This window comes from Paenibacillus artemisiicola (assembly GCF_017652985.1).
In the GTDB taxonomy this organism is placed as follows: Bacteria; Bacillota; Bacilli; order Paenibacillales; family Paenibacillaceae; genus Paenibacillus_Z; species Paenibacillus_Z artemisiicola.
Window position 1 is genome coordinate 1 of the sequence record NZ_JAGGDJ010000040.1, and the last position, 20,018, is coordinate 20,018.

Here is a 20,018-nt window from a genome sequence, read left to right on the forward strand (position 1 = left end):
GAACATGAAGAAGATCGCCCTTCACCTAGAAAGGAGGGCTTCGGAGGGATAACCCGCCCCTCCGAAGCCCTCAAGTATTGAAAAAGAAACCCGACGTTTAAAAAAACGTGGGTTTCTCTACAACCTGAAGCGCCCTTTCCGGGCGCTTTCGATTTTGCGGGCCGCGAACCCTTCCTAAACCGTCCGATTCAACGGCGCCCGTCCCGACGTACGGCCGATGCCGAGCGGCAGGCTCAGCGCGCCAAGCAGGACGATGCCCGCCGCGCCGAGCAGCGCTTCGCGATAACCGCCGTTCCCCGCGAGCAGGATGCCCGCGACGAGCGGCCCGATCATCTGCCCGAGCCCGAAGAACGCGGTCAGCCAGCCGATCATCGTCCGGTTGTTCTGCGGATACAGCTCTTTGGCGTAGGCGACGAACAGCGTCGTAATGCCCATGAACGTCGCCCCGAACAGGAACGCGCCGACGAACACGGCGACGGACGACGGCGCCAGCACCGGCACGGCGATGCCGATTGCCTGCAGGAGCATGGCGGCGGTCAGCGTCCGCTTCTTCCCCCACGCGGAGGCAAGCAGCGACCAGACGAGGCACGACGGCGCCGCGGCGACGCCTACCACCATCCAACTGACCGACGGCAAATTCGGCAGGCTCGAGACCGTCTTCGCGAAGGCCGCCAAGTACGTCCCCGTTACGATATACCCCAAGCCTTCGAGCCCGTACGCGATCATGAGCACGATGACGATCCGGCGGGCGTCGGACGGCATAGCGTCAATCGCAGCCTGGACGGACGGCTTCGCCCCGCCGGAGCGAACCCCCAGCGCCAGCCACGCCGCAGCGCCCAAGACGAGGCTGATCGCCCCCAAGCCCTGCCAGGCCGCGCTCCAGTCCCCTTGCCGGCTGAGCAGCGGAACCGAAAGCCCGGTCAGCAGAATGCCCGTGCCCACGCCCCCGTAAAACAAACCGGTCTGCAGCGCCGACAGCCGTTCCAGCACGATGCCGGATACGAGAATGAAGACGACCGCGCTGGCGAAGCCCGACATGAAGCGGAGCGCCAGCCAGCCGTCGAGGCTGCCGCAAGCGGCCATGCCCCACGTGGTCGCGATGCTGGCGAGCAGTCCCGCGGCCAGCACCGCGGACCGGTTCTTCACCCGGACCAGCGTCAGCGCGACCGCGCCGAGCAAATACCCCAAATAATTGCTTGAAGCCAAATAACCGGCCCCCGCGGCCGTGAACAAATGCCGTTCCAGCATCGAAGGCAGGATCGGCGTGAAAGCAAACCGCCCGATGCCCATCGCGACGATTAAAGCAGCCGCGCCTCCGAGCAGGACGAGGATCGTTTTACGCTCGCTTGCAGGTCGTTCCATGGTTACCGTTACCTCCCGATATCTGCGCTAGACGCAAGCTTGTATGTCCAGCATACCGCGCCTCTTGCCATCGCGGTTAATACGAGATACCGATACCCGGCATCTGAATGGCTGATACCAACGCAAACGGCCCCCGACCGAAGTCAGGAGCCGTCTTGGAACGCGATGCGCGGGAAGCCGTCAGGTCGCGACATCCCGCCGGTTGAACACGAGCCACGTAATCGCGACGAACACGATGTAGTAGCCCGCGAGCACGGCGAGCGAGAAGCCGAGCGTCATCCCGTGGGCGATTTCCTTGCTGCCCAGGTACCCTTTCAAATTCAGGTGCAGGAACAGCAGGTAGTCCACCCATTTGTATTCCAGCATCATCAGCAGATTGCTTCCGATCATCCCGAAGAAGTAGATGAACATCGACAGGCCGATCGCCAGCCCTCCGCTGCGGAACAGCGTCGAGAGCATGAAGCTGAACGTGACGATCATGATGAGCCCGATATAATCGAGGATGTATGCCTGGATCATATAACTGAACGGGCTGGAGCTGTTCGGAACGCCGAGCGCGTCGCTCGCCGTCTTGGCGTCGCCGTAGCCGAACAGGATCAGGTTCAGCACGAACGAACTGCCCAGCATGACGACGGTCATGAGCAGCGCGAACAGCAGCAGCGCGACGTACTTGGATAATAGGATTTTGGAACGGCTCCACGGCCGGATGAGCAGCAGCTTGATCGTGCCCGAGGAGAATTCCCCCGCCACGCTCTCCGCGGACACCACGACCGTGAAAATCGTGACGAGCAGGTAGCTGAACTGCTCGATGCTGTTCATGACGCTCCACATCGACTCCCCGCCTTTGTCGAACGACTTCGACAGGACGCTGAGCAGAATGACGATCAGCAGGATGATGCCGAACATGATCCACGTGCCGATGCGCCGGTAAATCTTCATATTCTCGTTGCGGACGAGCTGCAAAAAGTTATACAAGCTGTTGGCCTCCCGTCATCTCGAGGAATTGATCCTCCAGCGATTTGTTCAGGACGCGAATCCCGTATACCTTAATGCCCGCTCCGACCAGCTCCGCGTTGATCCGCGCCACCGTCTCGCGGTCCGCCCGCACGAGCGCGCCTTCCTCCACGCGCGCCGGCTCGTGCTGCGCCAGCAACCGCACGGCGTCGTCCGGCCGGTCGACCTCGAACACCACGGGCCCGCTCGTCTCGGCCAGCTGCGCGCCGCTCTGGATCAGCCGGACGTCGATCAGCTTGCCCCCTTGAATGATGGCGACCCGGTCGCACATCAGTTCCATCTCGCTCAGCAGGTGGCTGGAGACGAAGACGGCGATGCCCTCTTCCTTGGCGAGCTTGCGCAGGTAGTCGCGCAGCTCGCGGATGCCCGCCGGATCGAGCCCGTTGGTGGGCTCGTCCAGGATGAGCAGGGACGGCTTGTGCATAATCGCCTGCGCCACGCCGAGCCGCTGCCGCATGCCGAGCGAATAAGTCCTCACTTTATCGTGGATGCGCTCCTTCAGCCCGACCAGCTCGACGACCTCGTCGATCCGCTGGCTCGTGATGCCCGGCACCATCCGGGAGAAATGAAGCAGATTCTGATACCCGGTCAAATACTTGTACATTTCCGGATTTTCGACGATCGCGCCCACATGGCGGATCGCCTGCTCGTACTCGTCGCGGACGCTGTGCCCGCCGATCAGCACGTCGCCCTTGGTCATGCGCATCAGCCCGACCATCATCCGGATCGTCGTCGTCTTCCCCGAGCCGTTCGGCCCCAGAAAGCCGAGCACCTCCGCCCGCGGAATGTCGAGCGTCAAGCCGTCGATGATCGTCCGCTTCCCGATGACCTTCGTGACCTGCTGCAGCCGCACGATCGGCTGCTCGTCCGATACGGTCCCATACGCCATTGTCCTAACCCCCCGTAACCGCGGTGCCCGGCGTTGCCGCTCGCGCCCGCGTCTTGTCCCCATCAGTATACCGAATGCAGGAAGCGATTGGAAGGCGGGAAGGTAACGAGGGGCGAAGCGGGCGGCGAGATCATGCTTGGGAAACGCAGTGAATCGGTCGGCGATCAATTAAAGACGAGAAACCGTTCCTTCGGCGCTACGAAGCCGATCGCCGAGAACCTGCCATAGGGCGGCGCATCCTGCGGGAGCGTGCGGCTCCGCTGCCCAAGGTCCTCTTCGGCGGCCCGCTTCAAGCAAGCCTTGCAGCAGCCGAGACGGTAAACGATCCGGTAATAGCCCGTCGTGAACAGCTTGTCCGCTTCCGCGTTGACCGTCAGTTTCCCGCAGCCGACGCAATAAAATTGATCCTTATTCATCATGGATCTCCCCTTTTACGGTATCGAATGTCCCCTCTATTTATATACCTTTTGTATCAAAATATGAATTACATGTTACGATACGTATCATTTAAGATTAGAATATGACAACATTCGCCAATTGTCAATCGGAAGGGCCGAAATTTTGTCGCCGCGAGGACCCTTTTTTCTGAAATCGCTTACGAAAATGGGCAAAACAAAAAAAGCAGCAGGCCCGGCTTTCGCCTCACCCGCTGCTCGTGCGCTGATAGCTCAGCAGTTGTCCGAACGGCCCGTCTACTTCGCCGGCCAATTGCCGGTACTCCCCCAGCCGCGCGAGCCGGCCGTTCTCGAGCACCGCGACCTGATCCGCGCCGCGGATCGTCGAGAGCCGGTGGGCGATGACGATGATCGTCATGCTGCCCTTCAGGCGGTCCAGCGCTTCCTGGATCCGCGCTTCGTGCTCGCCGTCGAGCGCGCTGGTGGCTTCGTCGAGCACGAGCACGGCCGGCTTGCGCAGCAGCGCCCGCGCGAGCACGATCCGCTGGCGTTCGCCGCCGGAGAGGCGGACGCCCCGGTCGCCCAGCACCGTATCGAGGCCGAGCGGCAGCCGCCGGACGAACGTCTCCGACGCGGCCGCGCGCAGCGCCTCCCACATCGCGTCCTCGCTCGCGCCGGGGCGGGCGATCGCGAGATTGTCCCGGATGCTGGCATGGAACAGGAACGGATCCTGCGAGACGTAGCTCACGCTGTTCCGCAAGGAAAGCGCGCCGGCGCTTCCCAGCGGCTTGCCGTCTACCCGCACCTCTCCCCGTTCGGGCTGGATTAGCCCGATCAATAGATCGATCAAGGTGCTCTTGCCCGCGCCGGACTTGCCAACGATGGCGGTCATGCTGTTCGCCGGAATGCAAAGACTGATATCTTCAAGCGCGTACTCGGAATGGTTAGGATTATACCGGTAGTAGACATTCCGGCATTCGATTCCTTGTTCCATTCGCGCTGGATGGTCGAAAGGATGTTGGTTATCTTCAAGTTCCTGCGAACCCCTGCACTCGATTTGCAAATCCATTAAATTCTTGAAAGCGGGAATCGACTGGGCAAGTTGTTCCCAGCTGGATTGAAGCATTGCGAACTTAGGCCACAACCGCGTAAAAATAATGGCAATTAATATCAATTGCCCTGAATCGACATGAAGCCCTTTCAAGGATAAAACAACAAATAGCGCAATAAGCAGCCCTGATGCGGCTTTGTAATAAAATTGCGTGTTGGATTGCAGCTTCGTGAAGCTTACGGAGTTTTGTTCTAGTTGAACGCTCAGCGAACGGAACCAGTCCATATGCTGCCCTTCCAGCCTGTTGCTCTTGATTTCCTTGATACCGTTGAATTGCTCGGTCATTCCGGCATAATAGCTTTGTACTAGCTCCGACGATTCGAAGCCGTTCGCTCGTGATTTCCGGATAAACGCACGTAAATACACCGCAACGATGCAGCCGCAGATCAGGATACAAAGCGTTAGTTTCCAGGATAACAGCATCGCCAGCCCTATCTGAACTGAAGTAAATAGCAGTGTCGTCACTAATCGCAGCGATAAATAAACGCCATAGCTTGCGCGAGACAATTCCTGCGTCATGATATGGACGAAATCCGACTTTCTCTTCTTTAGAAAGAAAGACCAATTTGACTGCAACAGCGATTGATACACTTCCACTCTCAAATAACGGATGAACCCTTGCTCAATGACTTCATTTAGATTGGTTAACACTCGCTGCAAATAAGCCTGCCCCAATACAAGCAAGATGAAGAGACTAAGAACGATAACAAGCTTCCGATCTTCCGAGAGGCTGCTCAGTGAAGCAACAACGGAAGAGACAAGAGGCAGGCTGCTTCCTCCCCCGGCATCGGTTAGGCCGAACAAGGCCAGCAACGGGACCAACAGGAATATTCCTATTCCTTCCAGTACACCGGAAGCCATCATGCCGAACAAATTGAGGTAGAGCTTGAAACCAGCATAGTCATGAAGCTTCCTCACATAAATTAAAATCCGGCCCATTGTTGTTCTCTCCTTAGCTTACATTGGCCTCGTCTACGGCATTAAGGATTTCGTTTACGAGATCATAGACGCTAAACCCGTCAATAGGTCTGCGAATTTGATACATCTGTACCTGACCGGCGAGACCCGAGATCGTATTGAAATGCCATTGATCTCCTTCAAGCTGCGTAATCAGATATTCACGATAAGTATGCTTGCGCAAGATAAAAAGCCGTTCTAGGCCGTCATATCGCCGGATTCCCACCTCGTGGCCGTTCGTCTTTTCGAGTTCGAAGATACCTGCTAGTGGTACGGGAGTCGTGCAAAAAAGGGATGGTATCGGAATGGCAAACTTAGTCTCGTACAACGGGCTATACCGACTTGAATCCATTCCCAATTGTGTGATGCTTTCCTGCCACAGCTTTTGCTGCGGGTAAGCCGGGTATACGATGGGGACCTGGTCGTGCCGGTTCATCGATACCGCGATGACATCGTCGGTCAAGAGCTGGTAGCCAAGATTTGAAAATGCGGCAGCAAGCGTCGATTTGCCTGCTCCCGATTCCCCGACGATCGCATAGGCCTTTCCATCGATGACGACAGCACTGCCATGAAGCGGTAGAATTCTTCTTTGCATCAACAGCGTACCCATGCACGTTCCTAGCAGGTAGAGGCGAATGTTCTGCTCATCTGCTCCAGGAAAGGGCGATACGGTAATTTGGCTGCCTTCGCTGATGCGATAAATGGCCGTATCGGGAACGCGTAAAAAGACATGCGCTCCTTCGAATGCCATGTACTCCCCTTCGATGCTGCATTCTTCCCAGGCTTCCGTTAACTCTCCAAACCGAATTTCAACATCCGTTTCTTCTTCCCAATCTGCTGCCTGCATGAGCTCGGGGATCTTGAACTCACTTTCCAATCTAAGGCTGAATACCGTATAGCGCGTTTGCAAGGCAGTTGTTCTCATCTATCCATCCCCATTCCTGCAGCAATTTAATAGAGAGCCCTTATAGGCAACGCATATAAGGGCCGTAAGTAAAACCTTGAAGAAAATCAAGACTTTTCAGGGTGTTTCGCATCGATCCGGTTTTTATCAACGATTGTACCTTTTGCCCCGTGCATCGTCATTGCTACGTCGAGTACTTCCAACTGAGGTGCTTCCCATGTTTTCGTCGTCAATTTCTCCATTGTTATCACCTCCTTTCAAAGCCTTTGCCTTATGCAAGCTGCTTCATAAATCGATAGACGATCAAGCTCCTCATTAGAAACCTTGCATTCGAATCGAATGCTTGGTCAGGTCGCGGCGACTCTCCTATCGCAGCGAGGGATTTTTTGACCTGCTCAATGTTCAACAATCGTACGCATACGCTGTCTTGGCACAATTGGCGGAGCTCATCCGTGAACATACGCCATGACGGCATCATCCGGTGAATCCAGTCGGCTCCTTGCACGCCGCGGTAGCGCTGGTTTAGCCGAACCCTGTCGGGCAAATGCCCCTTGGTGGCTCTGCGGATGAGCGAACGGTCGACACCATTTTGCACATATTGATCGAGCGGGACGGACAGACAGAATCGAATCACTCTTGGGTCATAGGTCGGATCCCGCTCCCATATGCCATACCTTAAGGATAGCTGCGTTTCCATTTTTCCAGTCATATGTGGAAAAACCAAATCTTTGAACTCATAGTATCTAGATTTAATATAATCCGATGTTGAATCCGGCAGCCTGGTTTCCCGTTGTTTCAGTCGTTCATAAACACGAGATTCCCTGGCGAAGTCCGGATGAATCAGTGCCAAATCTCCATAGGAAGAACGATCCAGCAATGGAAAAGCAGTCTTTACGATCATCCTCAGTAACCAAGATTTTTCGATCCCAATTTGATTACTAAATTGTCCAAGCTCGCGCTTCAGCTTTACTAATCGCAATCGCTTAGTTAAATGTGCATAGTAATCAATGGCCGAGCCCCAGGAGATTGATAGATTACCACCGGCCCCCGTTAGCAGAACGCCGACATCCTGCTTCTTCGCCTCTTCGAATATCCCCGACATCCAGAAGGAATTTTCAAAGCACTTGTAAGGGGTCTCCAATAATTCCAGCCAATCGTTGATTTCCGACCACGAGCTGCGGTTAGGGAAATCCAGATAATGGTCTGCGATATTTCCTACATGACGAACCGTTTCATAGATATATGGGCGCTCGTCGGCAAATCTTCTCTTGGATGTCCAATCCACGAAATCCGACGGCGGAACGTAACTATAAGTATGTAAAATTTTTCCTTCTTTTTGCAGCGCCTTTGCCGCAAAGCTAACCACTGCGCCGGAGTCCAGTCCGCCGCTCAAGCTTGATCCTACTTGCTTTCGCGATCGAAGTTTAGATGTTACCGCTTTCAAGAACACACTTCGTAAAGCTTCCTCGTACTCTTCATTCGATCTAAGCCGAAGCGACTCCACCGGCGATACCAGTGATGCATATTGGCGTATGGTCAAAATTCCATTGGCAACGATAAACGAATGAGCTGGAGGCAAATGAAATACATCATTGTAGGCTGTCGATTGAACATTGGAGGAATCCAAGATCGAAGGAATGGCCAGGAACTCGGCCAACCATGATTCGTTAAACTGCCTCTTGAACCCTGACAAAGCAAATAGAGGAGGAATAACCGTCGCGCAGGCGAAATGCCTATTATTGTGGTGATAATAGAGGGTGCGATTCCCCAATAGATCACGGGCGCCAAAAAGATACTGCTTCAACTCGTCCCAGATAATAAAGGCGAAATCGCCGACAAGGTATTGCGGAGAATCGATCCCCCACCGACGGTAAGCCAATACGATAAGCTCGCTGTCGGTCATGGACGCTCTTAACGCACTGTCAACTTGCAATTGTTCGAACAAGTCTTCCCGATTATCAAGAATCGCGTCCGTCGCTATGGCAAGGCGGTGTTTGACATCGTGATAAGGAAGCTGCTCGTTGACCGACTCCGGCGTTATCCATTGCGCATGACAGCCCAACGAAATCTGATTACCTTCCCAGATCCTTACATCGTCAGCTGGATATTTCTGCAATGCTTGCATCATTTTCTGGATGGTATGCTCTTCAATGGGAGGCTCGTTAAAATGATGAATTCCGACAATAGCGCTCATAGGTCCCTCCACTTGAGCATATGTATCAATTTCCTATCTGGTTCTATTTTACTATAAATGATACAATTTGTAACTATTTTTTTTGTGTGTATTATATAATTTGATAAAAAAAGAACCCCCTCTCCGCTTGTGCGAAAATCAGATTCTAACTCCATCATTATAAGCTTGCGTCCATAGATGACGAAGGCCTAAGCATAGCATCTAACACCTGTTGATACATAAGATGAATTCGCTGACGTTCAGGATTCATCAGTCGCAGCTTCTCCTTCAATGCCACGGCAAGCGCTTGGCGAATATGCCGATCAGGAACAAACTCGCAGCCATACATATACAAATTCTCATCCTTACGTCTCCAGACAATCTGCCCCGTCAAGTTGAATTCCCACTCTCCGATGGTGATCATTATCCGAATATGGTAGTCCTTATTGACCGGAAATCGAAGATGGGTTAACAATCGAGCCCCCGTAGGACTTATGTCCTGAATGAGTGCTGAGGACGCCTTCGAATCTACGTAATTTCCCTTAACATCAGATATTGCAATCTCAGCCTTCACATCGTTCCATATCCGGATTCTTACAGGACTTCGACGTAGGTAACTGTTCTTGATTTCCATTCGGAATCCGCCTTTTCCATCATCAATTTGATACATTTCGTATCATGCTAGACGTCATTCTGGAAGGACCACAATAACTTCCATGCTCCCGATTCATTCGCGACATAACATGACTGAATAAGCTCAAAGTTGCCATATGCGCTATGGAATTTCTGCGTGACAACAATTTCATAGACATTTTGGAATTCCGCTGAGTCGCTGCTCATTTTCCAACCGGATAAAAGTTTGGGCGGTCCTAACGTATATTCAAAGGTCTGCGCACCAAAATCTTGCATGGTTACATGTGCCCGCTTCTGTATATATTCCGATTTGCCATAATGCTTTTGCATAAGCGGATGAAACAATTCCCAGGCGCTTCCATAATCGCCTGCTTGTTCATCTTGGTAAAATTGCTCCACCAGTTCGATTGCTCCGCCCTTATCACCAGAGGAAAATAGCTTTGCTCCATTATGCCAGGTCAGCCACAGTACCCATACGATCGTGACCCCAATCGCTATCGTTAACCATGCTCGACCTTTGCCGCGTCGCCTCATCTAAGCATCCCCCTGTCCACAAAGCTATTTCACTTTATGAACCTTTGGGGTATCTTATTCTTCGATAGACATAATGGCTCAGATAATAAATCAGGATTCCTATACATCCCCCTGTCAGATCTATGAGAATATCTTGAGGATTAGAAGTCCGACCCGGGATCCTTTTTTGATTGAGTTCATCCAATGAGGCAATCAAAGCAACTATTATTAAAGGCAAAAGCAGCCGATACACTGGCCGCTTTGTTACACCAAGTGCGAATGCGGCAAGGATCGCCAGCATTGCATACATAAACAAATGCGCACATTTACGAAATAAAAATTCAAGCAACGCATAAGGATCACTTTGGGAAGAGTATTTAGCATGATGATATTCGAAGTTGATTGTCGGAAGTATTTTCTGGAGCATATGCGCTGTGAAAGTTCGATGCAAGAATGGCAGCAGGCTCTGTTCCTGATAAGATTCTGAAGAAAGCAAGAACACAATTACAATCCAGGCTAACAAAACCAACAGCGGTATGGCAATAAATAACCGATGTATCATTTTAGTCTCCATTCTGGAGATGCTCCTTAATCAAGGCATGGACTCTCTCCCGTTCTTTATCGTCCACGATATAGTACCAAATTTTATTTATGGTCTGTCCTTTGCCCTGAACTTCAACCGTATCGATTTTATTAATCTCCGGACGGTAATTCGCGACAAAACTTTTCATTTCTTTAAATGTGATATCGGTCTTTACGCTATCACCCAATTCTCGTAATAAGGAGTTGACATGGGTGATTGAAGAAATATTCATCGTGTTTTTCATAATCCCCCGAAGAAGATCGCGTTGCCTCGTATTTCTGCCAAAATCGCCCCTTGGGTCATCATAGCGCATACGTGAATACAAAAGGGCCTCATCACCATTCAATTGAAGATGACCTTGGTCAAAATGGTGGTCTATGTAATCGAAGGCAAACGGATTGTCCACCTCAACGCCGCCAACGATATCAATTAAACGCGAGAAGCCCTCCATATTGACCTTGACATAATAATCGATCGGATAATCAATGAAATTTTCTATCGTGTTTATGGACATCGGCACTCCACCGAACGCATAGGCATGATTGATTTTATCTACTGTACCGTGTCCGACAATCGTCGTACGCGTATCTCGAGGGATATTGAACATCAAAATCGAATTTTTGGCCGGATTGACCGTCAATACGATAATCGTATCTGAACGCCCCCGATCATTAGCGCGTTGATCGACGCCTAATACCAGTACCGTAAATGGAGCCATATTCTTAATCGGCTTCGTTTCTGCAGGTTTCGTATTCTTCGTTACCGTCGTATCTTTACTAACATAGACCGGTTTCACAGCATCAATATTTTCATACATTTTATTGGCTGCTTTTTCTGCGCTATGATACGCATACCACACTAAGCTGCCTGCCAAAATAGCAATGACTGCCGCGGCTGTCCCCGTCCAGATGAGTACTCGCTTCATTCGAAGTTTCATATAACAAGACTCCTTATTGCTTAAATGGAAATGAATTACGCGTTTGCTTCCAGTTGATAAGCCAGTAATTTGCTGAATGTTCCTCTCGGCTCTGCAGACAACTGATGGAAACCACCCTGCTGCACAAGCATTCCTCTCTCCAACACAAGCACTTGATCGGCATTCCGAATAGTGGATAGCCGATGGGCGATTATAATAATCGTCATTTTGCCTTTCAAGAGATCCAAGGCCTTCTGGATTCGCGCCTCATTCTCCGTATCTAATGCGCTAGTGGCTTCATCGAGAATAAGAATGGAAGGCTCTCGTAGGATCGCTCTTGCAAGTACGATTCGTTGACGTTCACCGCCTGACAAGCGGACTCCCCTGTCGCCAATAATCGTATCTAAGCCCTCAGGCAGCTTTCGAACGAATTCATCAGCGACAGAGAAGCTGAGTGCTTCCCATAGCTTCTCTTCGGTTGCCTGAGGATCTACGAGCATCAAATTGTCTCTTATACTGGCATGGAACAAGAAAGGCTCTTGCGATACGAAGCTGAACATGCGGCGAATGGCCTGGATATTGTATTGAGTAAGCTGTTCGCCGTCGAACAGAACTTCGCCACGTTCAGGCTGAACGAGTCCGATGATCGAATCGATCAGTGTGCTTTTGCCCGCTCCAGACTTGCCGACGATCGCCGTCATTCCCCGAGCAGGAATCTTTACATTTATATTGTTAAGCGCATATTCGCTATGGTTTTCACTATATCGGAAATACAAGCCTCGGCATTCAATCTCGTAAGCCATTGCTACTGGTTCGATTGTACTCGCGGGCTGGAACAGATCCATCTCTTTAGCCTGTTCGCATTCCTGCTGCAGCTTTCTAAGGCTCCTGAAAGACGGAAGCGACGAAACGATTGATTCCCAGCTATTCTGAACCGTAATGAACTTCGGCCATAATCTAGAGAAAATAACGACGATTAACAGCATCTGGCCTGCCTGCGAATGCAGCACCTCGAATGAGACGTATATCAATGCGCCAATAAGAATAGCCGATGTGATTTTATAAAATTGCTGCGTATTCGATTGCAGGCGTACGAATTGGGTCATATTCGTCTCCAATTGTTCGCACAGTCTTTTAAACCAACCGTAATGCCGGGATTCCAGCGTATTCGTTTTAATATCCTTAATCCCATTGAAATGATCGGTAATATTGGCGACATACTGTCTGTTAAGCTCAGATGTTTCTGCTCCGATTTTCTTCGCATGTTTTGAGAATCGGCGGGAGAATAACGCAAGAATCAGTCCGCTTGCCATAACGAACAAGGTAAGCTTATAGGAAAGCAAGAATGCGATCGTCAATTGGATAGCCGTAAACAAGAAGGTGGTCATTAGTTTCAGGACCAAGTTGGTTCCCAAAATAATGCGGACAAGTTCGTAATTAAGGATATGATTAATGTCCGACTTCCTCGTTCGTAGGAATAGACTCCAATCCGCCTGAATCAAATCCTTGTATGTTTTGAGGCGAATGTCGCGGATAAAAGCTTGCTGGATATTGCTGCTTTGAACAGTTTGGTTTTTTTGAATAACCGATTGCACAATGATAAGTAGAATATAAAGGGCAATCATAGTCAGGAGCCGTGTGTGAGGAGGAATTTCTTGCACCACACGATCGATATGGTCAAGAAAGGGGATATTCACTGAACCCATGCTTACAAGACCCGTAATGCCGAGCAGCGGCACGAGCAGATAAATGCTGAAGCCCTCAATTGAGCTAATCACGATCATCATAATAAGATTAAGGTACAGTTTTATCCCCGAAACGGCGTGAAGCCTCTTCATATAGTAAATAAGATCAGTCATGCGGTCACCTCTTTGTCGGTGCGGTATTGGGCTCCTATTTAACTGTGTTGCCGAATAACGCAACAACAGTAAAGTGCTGCATTTGTTCGTAGCCTGTTAAATAGATTTTCCCGCTGCGCAGCCATGCATGGGCAATCATTCGACCCGAGGGGTCTTTACCGGTACCAAGGTACAACGTACTGGAAACGCCCCGCCGCTCCAGCATTTTCGATGCAGCGATCGCTTGAACCAAGCACATGCTTTCCCACCAGGTATAACGGCTCATGGTTCTTACCGCCTGCGAGACACTCTTTACCATTTTCTCGTCTGCTGCATGTTCAAAGGGAGTCTCAAACATTCGTAAACCAAGCTTAGGTGCAATGTTGGCGAACGGAAGCAGCTTCAAAATCCGTGCCCAGCCCAAACATAGAAAAGCTTCAGCATACAACCATTTGCGTTTCAGCGGCCAAGCTGCGAAAGCCTTCAGTTTGTTTAACAAGGGGCATTACCCCTTCCAATTAAAATAAATTCATGATACCGCTTGAACAACAATCAACTGCTCTTTAGCCATTTTCTCCAAGAAATTGACAACCTCCGCCTCGCACGCTTCCTCGGTAACCTCAAATTCGCTTGTCAGTTCGGTTATCAGCGCTTCAACTGTAATTGGCGATTCGATAAGACTCCATATCCGGCCGCCAATTCGTCCAATATTGAAATATTTTCCAGATTCAATGCGAAACATAACCATTTCGCCGTTCATATTACTTGCCAGATTCCCCTTCGTCTGTACAACCGTTTCGTTCTTCGAGATTGTCATGATACGGATACTCCCTCCAAGGTTTTTTTAAGAAAAATAGACACAAGTTCATTCACTTTAAATCCGCAGACTGGCCTGCTTAGCCGATAAACATCTACCTCCTCCGTCATGCGAGTCGTGAATTGAAAGTGCCATTCCATCAGCCCTAACAATGGGATATGGTAATTACGGTATGTATGACGGAATAATAGCGGCAGACGCTCAAGTCCATGCAATGGCTCGCATGTTGGATGAGCATTGTCCGTCTTTACTAGCTCGAATATGCCGGCTAAAGGAATAGATTTATTAGCAAATTGCTCCCGAACCGGAATCGCATACTTTGGACGGTCATCGTTTTGGTACAGCGTTTCAAGTCCGCTGCTTTTCATTTGGAGGCCTGCTACGCTTTCCTCCCATAGCTTCTGCTGCGGATAAGAAGGTATAACCGTTGGCATCCCTGTATTCGGGTCCATCGAGATCGCAATGACATCATCTGTCAGCAGCTTGAAACCTTCATGAAGCAACGCCGCTGCAAGCGTTGATTTGCCTGCTCCCGACTGTCCAACGATTGCATAAGCTTGTTCACCTATGACGACAGCACTGCCATGCAAGGGCAGTAGGTTACGATATAGGAGCATCACGCCCATACAGCTGCCGAGCAAAAATAACCGAAGCTTTCTCATACTGCAGTCAGCAGCCGGACATACGGTAATAATCCCATCTCGCGAAACTCTGAATATTGCGACATCTGGAATGTTAAGAAGGTAACTGAGGTCCTCATAGGCATAGATACCTTGATTCGCGCTCAGCCCTTCCCAAGTTGAATGCAAGTCTCCAAGCACAACTTGTATGTCCGGTGGCCCTTCATAACGTTCAACCGCGTGCAGCTCTGGGAGTGGAATTTCACTCCTCAGGATCATTCCGAAAGCTTTATAGTCCGACCCTACTGATGGATCCATTACAATCCTCCTGTTGGAGTGATCTAATACAGCACGAGCTGTATTAGACCACCCGTTAAGTACGGTTGAATCAGTCTTAGGAGTACAAGTCAGCGTCGATAGGGTTGCCATCCTTGTCGAATACAACGCTATCCACTTTGTTCACACCAAAACCAGCCATCGTTTGGCTAACTTCCAATACTTCCATCGTTGGAGCTTCCCATACTTTTTTCATGTTTCTCACCTCCCTTCAAAAACGCATAGTTAACTGGCAAGTCTCTTCAGGAACCGATACAAGACAAGGCTTCTGATCACAATCTTCATTGCCGGATCGTTCGCTAGCTCTGCTCTTGGCTGTTGATTCACTTTGACGAAAGCCGCTCGAACACGATCAATGTTCAGATATTGCGACACTAAGCCGTTGCTGCACAACTCGTCGATCTCCGCCGCGAAAGAATTCCATTGCGGTAGGATACGGTGAACCCAATCCGAGCCTTGCACGCCTCGCGTACGTTGATTCAATCGAACGGCATCTGGCAGCAGTCCGTTCATGGACCGACGAACAAGCGCTCGATCCATTCCATTCTGAACGAATTGGTTCAGGGGCAGCGATAAGCAAAACCGAATGACTCGCGGATCGTTGGTCGGATCTCTCTCGATCACGCCATATCGGAGAGATAGCTTCGTCGCAACCGTTCCCTGCATCCCTACTATTGCCGCATTCTCGTAAAACTTCTGCCTTTCATTCGCAATCGTTAAGGAGAATCCCCCAATACCGACTTCATATGGCTTCAAGCACTCATATACATTGGTAGACTTCGCAAACGCAGGATTGATGAATTGATACGCATCGTTCACAGCACCTGCAGAGCCTCTGGCAAATACCTTCTCGCCCAGAAACCTCAGCATCCATTTGCGTCCTACTCCTATGTTGTGGGCATACTGCTTAAGCTCCTGGTTGAACTTCAAAAGCTTGAGTCTTTTTAATAGGTGTATGTAATAGTCTGAGGCATCTCCCCATGAGATCGAGAAGTTGCCTCCTGACCCCATGAGCATAAGGGCTACTCCTTGGTCTGCCGCAACCTCTTTGATTCCTTTGAACCAGAAAGAATTCTCTATAAATTTGTAAGGCATTTCCATAATGTCAAGCCACTCGTTCATTTCCGTGAGCGAGCTTTTGCCATCAAAATCGAGATAATGATCCGCGATATTCCCTGCATTCCGCACCGTCTCTTTGATATACGGACGCTCATCCGGCAGCCGCGTCCTTTTCGTCCACGGAACAAAGTCTTGCGGTGGAATATAGCTGTATGTATGCAATGGTTTGTTCGCAATGGCCAGCTCACGCGATGCGATGCTTACAACCGAACCCGAATCCAGTCCCCCGCTCAACGTTGCACCTATCGGTTGATTCGTTCGAAGCCTCGATTTCACCGCTTGCGAGAATACATCACGAAATGCTTCTTCATATTCCGCATTCGACTTGAGCTTAAGCTTCTGTTCCGGTTCGAGCGACCCATACTTCGACACCGTTACACGACCATCCTTAACTAGTAAACGATGCGCAGGCGGAAGCTGTTCGATGTCCTGATAAACTGTGCCTCGCGTATCCACACAGTCGAGCACGAGCGGGATCGTAATGAACTCCGCCAGCCACGACTCCCGAATCCGCTTGGTGATGCCTTTCATCATGAGCAGCGGCTTCATCGTTGTAGCAAATGCAACCCGGCCCGCATCATGATGGAAATACAGTGTCCGAGTCCCTACTAGGTCCCGTGCACCGAATAGCGTTCGCTCACGTTGATCCCAGATCATAAAAGCAAAGTCGCCATATAGATATCGAGGGCAATCATAGCCCCATCGTTTGTATGCACGAATAATGAGCTCGCAGTCCGAGAGAGAAGAACGTCGTTCATTAGCGATCCCTAACCGGTCGAACAGCTCTTCTCTGTTATCCAGAATGACGTCGGCCGTAATGACAATCTCACTCTCTTCATCCCAATAAGGCATCGGGCTATAGCATTCATCGGCCAGCAGCCTTCTTTCGCCGCAGACAAGCGCAATCGAATCCCTCTGCCAGCTCCCAATAGCGTCCACGCGATATTCTTGAACTGACTCCATCAGCAGCTGAGCATCTTCAGTGATATCGTTTTGATTGTATGCATGAATACCTAGGATAACCCCCATATAGCTCTTCCTCTCCACACCTAAATGCCTATTTGAATTATAGCGCATATGATACAATTTGTAACTATAAATTTTTGGTAATATACTTTTTGTATCATTTTGGGCACTATAACCAGGGGCTGGAGGAGCCATCCTAGTTAAAGCGGGTACAGTTAAACAGGTACTCGTTGTTTTTTCTTTCTCCAGTACCAAAGGAATGGACGAAGAGGGAAATACATGAAGTGAAGCCACCTTGGAAGGGTAAGCGCTTTGACATCCAAATAGTTCGGATACAGTTTGTTTACGTTTCGCTTCCATCGCTGGCGAGAAGTGAGAAGCAATGAATTGTACGATTTGAAATAAGCTTGTGCCATAGATGGCGTTTGTTTATCGAGAAGATAAATATATTCGTCGATGATCTTAATGGCCTCATCCGCAAGTCTTTGTGACTTCGCATGAGCTGCCATCGCTCTGCATCTTGAATCGAGCGAAAAATCAAATAGTTCAGAGAGCAGCACCATAACTTGGCCGACGACATGCATGAGATCCAGTTTACCGCAATAATCAGCGACGGTTGCCCAGTTCATCTCTGAGTGCATCATGTATTTGATGTCAGCTAGCCAGCGCAGCCTGAACCAAGCATGACGAGCTCCGTGCGAGATCAAATATACAAACAGGTCCTCGTGTCCTAAGTAAGAGACTGGTATGCTTGTTTTTTTTGTTTGCCTTCTGCGATTCCATAGTTCATTGAATGTGAATTCCCTGAACGAATCCGAGCTCATCCGCCAATGTAATTCTACTTGAACGCGGCTTTCAGAATGAGTGTAGCTGAGGTGATGTTTATTACGTCTCACCGCGTTCAATGCTCTAGGGACATACTCATCCGGCTGAAAACCAAGCTGCAACAATAATTCCTCTGCCTGCTCAAAACTGCCTTCAGGTACTAGCAAATCAATATCCTTCGATGTACGAAGGGAGAAGTCGTCATACAAGGCCTCTGCGAGCACGGGGCCTTTAAGGACGAGTGACTTGATGTTAGCCTGCTCCAACGTGTGACAAACCTTCTCCATTACAGCTGTCAATTGAAGCATCTTCATCGTATTGCATACGCACATTTGATTCAATGTCGATATGATATGCGCAGGGACGAATTGAAGATCCAGCTTATTGATCTGCGCATACACAATCGGATATAGGCGATGCTCTTTAGTTAGATGAAGAAACCGATCCCAGTCGATATGAGGTCCAGCCATATCTTGAATTGATTCCAGCGACAAGCTGGACTTATCAATATTTAAGATTGACAGCATCAACTGCAATTCAATTGGGAGACTGTGAGCAATCTCATGGGTTCCGGTCTTCATCGTATGAGCACCTCGTCATAAGTAAGTGTTATAAAGAAACAAGCGGAATCTGCTCTCTTACACCTCGGTTCAAACTTGGACGGCCGACCGAATAGTAGACAAAGTCGGTTCCTACCAATTGCTCCTCGCTGTACATGTTACGCCCATCAATCAGATTCGGCGATCTAAGCCACTTTTGAATTTCCTGCAGAGAGATCTGTTTGAACTGCTTCCATTCCGTCAGCAGGCATAGAGCGTCTGCATGCAACGCTGCTTCTTCTGCCGATTCACAGTAAACAATGCCCGAACGGCAGAAAGATTGGTTGAAGTTATGAGCGGCTATAGGATCATATGCCTTCACCACCGCACCTTTGTCCAGCAGTGCAGATATAATTTCGAATGCTGGCGCATCCCGTACATCATCCGTTTCAGGCTTGAAGGCAAGCCCCCAAATCGCAATCGTCTTTCCTTCGAGCTCTCCTAAGATGGATTCCAGCTTATGAATAACGTTAAAGCGCTGATCACGATTGACCTCAACAACCGACTTCAATAGTTTGAAATCATAATTAACATGGCCCGCGATCTGAATAAGCGCCTGCGTATCTTTAGGAAAACATGACCCGCCGTATCCAATTCCCGCTCTTAGGAACGAAGAGCCAATCCGGTGGTCCAGCCCCATGCCGCCAGCAACCTCTTCTACGTTAGCGCCTACTTTCTCACAAATATTCGCGATTTCATTAATAAATGATATCTTCGTTGCCAGGAATGCGTTAGAAGCATACTTGATCATTTCCGCACTTCGAACATCAGTAATAATGATGCGCTCCGTAAGTGGAGAGTGAAGCTCCTGCAGCGTCTGTGCTGCCTTCTCACTCTCGGTACCAATAATGATGCGGTCTGGCTTCAGCGTGTCTGACACCGCAGTGCCTTCACGAAGGAATTCAGGTACCGATGCGAAGTCGAAAGGTACGGATGCGTGTTGCTCGATGATGGCCGCAACCTTTTCGTTCGTTCCTACCGGGACCGTACTTTTCACAACAATAACCTTATAGTCATGAATCTCCTGGCCGATCTCTTCTGCGACCTTCTCGATAAAGGAGAGATTCGCTTCGCCGTTCGGCAGAGACGGTGTTCCGACCGCAATAATTATGATCTCGGATCGATTAACCGCTGCGGCCAAGTCCGATGTGAACGCCAGTCGTCCCGCTTCAATATTTCTAGTCATTAATTCCTTAAGCCCCGGCTCATAGATCGGTACTTCACCGTTGTTCAACCGCTCTATTTTGGCTTTAACATTATCAACGCAAATCACTTCATTGCCGAGCTCTGCAAAACATACACCGGAGACCAGCCCTACATACCCTGTTCCAATAACCGCTAGTTTCATTGTCCTACACCCCTCACGATTTGTTCCAATAAGATTGACCTCGTTAGAGTCGCGAGGCATTCTAGACATTGCTTGATGAAGTTCACCAGTTCTTAGTTGC

At 50.0% G+C, this 20,018-nt stretch carries 20 protein-coding genes; all 20 read right to left on the reverse strand.

Features of this window, described 5'->3' with window-relative positions; translation table 11 throughout:
* Positions 1-174: 174 nt before the first annotated feature.
* Positions 175-1,362 carry a YbfB/YjiJ family MFS transporter gene (locus I8J29_RS26690; RefSeq protein ID WP_208850413.1) on the reverse strand — a complete coding sequence of 396 codons (1,188 nt, stop codon included), beginning with the start codon at positions 1,360-1,362 and terminating at the stop codon, positions 175-177.
* A gap of 180 nt (positions 1,363-1,542) precedes the next feature.
* The gene (locus tag I8J29_RS26695; protein WP_208850414.1) at positions 1,543-2,337 is read right to left on the reverse strand and encodes an ABC transporter permease; all 795 of its coding nucleotides are present in this window, start codon (positions 2,335-2,337) and stop codon (positions 1,543-1,545) included.
* A complete protein-coding gene (locus I8J29_RS26700) occupies positions 2,330-3,265 on the reverse strand; it encodes an ABC transporter ATP-binding protein (protein ID WP_208850415.1) in 936 nt (311 codons plus the stop codon). The genes I8J29_RS26695 and I8J29_RS26700 overlap by 8 nt, the downstream gene beginning before the upstream one ends.
* A 164-nt stretch (positions 3,266-3,429) precedes the next feature.
* Complete coding sequence (locus I8J29_RS26705) at positions 3,430-3,684, reverse strand: hypothetical protein (protein WP_208850416.1); 255 nt, start codon at positions 3,682-3,684, stop codon at positions 3,430-3,432.
* A 223-nt stretch (positions 3,685-3,907) separates the two neighbouring features.
* A complete protein-coding gene (locus tag I8J29_RS26710) occupies positions 3,908-5,710 on the reverse strand; it encodes an ABC transporter ATP-binding protein (protein WP_208850417.1) in 1,803 nt (600 codons plus the stop codon).
* A gap of 13 nt (positions 5,711-5,723) precedes the next feature.
* Positions 5,724-6,653, reverse strand: a complete 930-nt coding sequence (locus I8J29_RS26715) for a phosphoenolpyruvate carboxykinase (ATP) (RefSeq protein ID WP_208850418.1) — start codon at positions 6,651-6,653, stop codon at positions 5,724-5,726.
* 86 nt (positions 6,654-6,739) lie between these two features.
* Entirely contained in the window at positions 6,740-6,874 is a 135-nt protein-coding gene (locus I8J29_RS26720; protein ID WP_208850419.1) for a paeninodin family lasso peptide, read from the reverse strand.
* 29 nt (positions 6,875-6,903) lie between these two features.
* Positions 6,904-8,826, reverse strand: coding sequence for an asparagine synthase-related protein (locus tag I8J29_RS26725; protein ID WP_208850420.1), 1,923 nt, complete (start codon positions 8,824-8,826; stop codon positions 6,904-6,906).
* A 157-nt stretch (positions 8,827-8,983) separates the two neighbouring features.
* On the reverse strand, positions 8,984-9,439 hold the full coding sequence (locus tag I8J29_RS26730; protein WP_208850421.1) for a PilZ domain-containing protein: 456 nt from the start codon (positions 9,437-9,439) through the stop codon (positions 8,984-8,986).
* A gap of 47 nt (positions 9,440-9,486) precedes the next feature.
* Positions 9,487-9,972, reverse strand: coding sequence for a hypothetical protein (locus tag I8J29_RS26735; protein ID WP_208850422.1), 486 nt, complete (start codon positions 9,970-9,972; stop codon positions 9,487-9,489).
* Between the two features lie 34 nt (positions 9,973-10,006).
* Positions 10,007-10,525: a VanZ family protein gene (locus I8J29_RS26740; RefSeq protein WP_208850423.1), complete on the reverse strand. Its 519-nt coding sequence runs from the start codon at positions 10,523-10,525 to the stop codon at positions 10,007-10,009.
* Positions 10,515-11,471 carry an LCP family glycopolymer transferase gene (locus I8J29_RS26745; protein ID WP_240546520.1) on the reverse strand — a complete coding sequence of 319 codons (957 nt, stop codon included), beginning with the start codon at positions 11,469-11,471 and terminating at the stop codon, positions 10,515-10,517. Before I8J29_RS26745 ends, I8J29_RS26740 begins: the two co-directional genes overlap by 11 nt.
* A gap of 35 nt (positions 11,472-11,506) precedes the next feature.
* Positions 11,507-13,309 (reverse strand): ABC transporter ATP-binding protein, encoded by a 1,803-nt coding sequence (locus tag I8J29_RS26750; protein WP_208850424.1) that lies wholly within the window; start codon positions 13,307-13,309, stop codon positions 11,507-11,509.
* Between the two features lie 34 nt (positions 13,310-13,343).
* Positions 13,344-13,787, reverse strand: a complete 444-nt coding sequence (locus tag I8J29_RS26755) for a lasso peptide biosynthesis B2 protein (RefSeq protein WP_208850425.1) — start codon at positions 13,785-13,787, stop codon at positions 13,344-13,346.
* A 30-nt stretch (positions 13,788-13,817) separates the two neighbouring features.
* Positions 13,818-14,105 (reverse strand): lasso peptide biosynthesis PqqD family chaperone, encoded by a 288-nt coding sequence (locus I8J29_RS26760; protein ID WP_208850426.1) that lies wholly within the window; start codon positions 14,103-14,105, stop codon positions 13,818-13,820.
* Entirely contained in the window at positions 14,102-15,043 is a 942-nt protein-coding gene (locus tag I8J29_RS26765; protein ID WP_208850427.1) for a phosphoenolpyruvate carboxykinase (ATP), read from the reverse strand. The genes I8J29_RS26760 and I8J29_RS26765 overlap by 4 nt, the downstream gene beginning before the upstream one ends.
* A gap of 76 nt (positions 15,044-15,119) precedes the next feature.
* Positions 15,120-15,257 carry a paeninodin family lasso peptide gene (locus I8J29_RS26770; protein WP_208850428.1) on the reverse strand — a complete coding sequence of 46 codons (138 nt, stop codon included), beginning with the start codon at positions 15,255-15,257 and terminating at the stop codon, positions 15,120-15,122.
* Between the two features lie 29 nt (positions 15,258-15,286).
* On the reverse strand, positions 15,287-17,209 hold the full coding sequence (locus I8J29_RS26775; RefSeq protein ID WP_208850429.1) for an asparagine synthase-related protein: 1,923 nt from the start codon (positions 17,207-17,209) through the stop codon (positions 15,287-15,289).
* Positions 17,210-17,361: 152 nt separating this feature from the next.
* Entirely contained in the window at positions 17,362-18,552 is a 1,191-nt protein-coding gene (locus I8J29_RS26780) for a nucleotidyltransferase domain-containing protein (RefSeq protein ID WP_208850430.1), read from the reverse strand.
* Positions 18,553-18,580: 28 nt separating this feature from the next.
* Positions 18,581-19,918 carry a UDP-glucose dehydrogenase family protein gene (locus I8J29_RS26785; protein WP_208850454.1) on the reverse strand — a complete coding sequence of 446 codons (1,338 nt, stop codon included), beginning with the start codon at positions 19,916-19,918 and terminating at the stop codon, positions 18,581-18,583.
* Positions 19,919-20,018 lie beyond the last annotated feature (100 nt).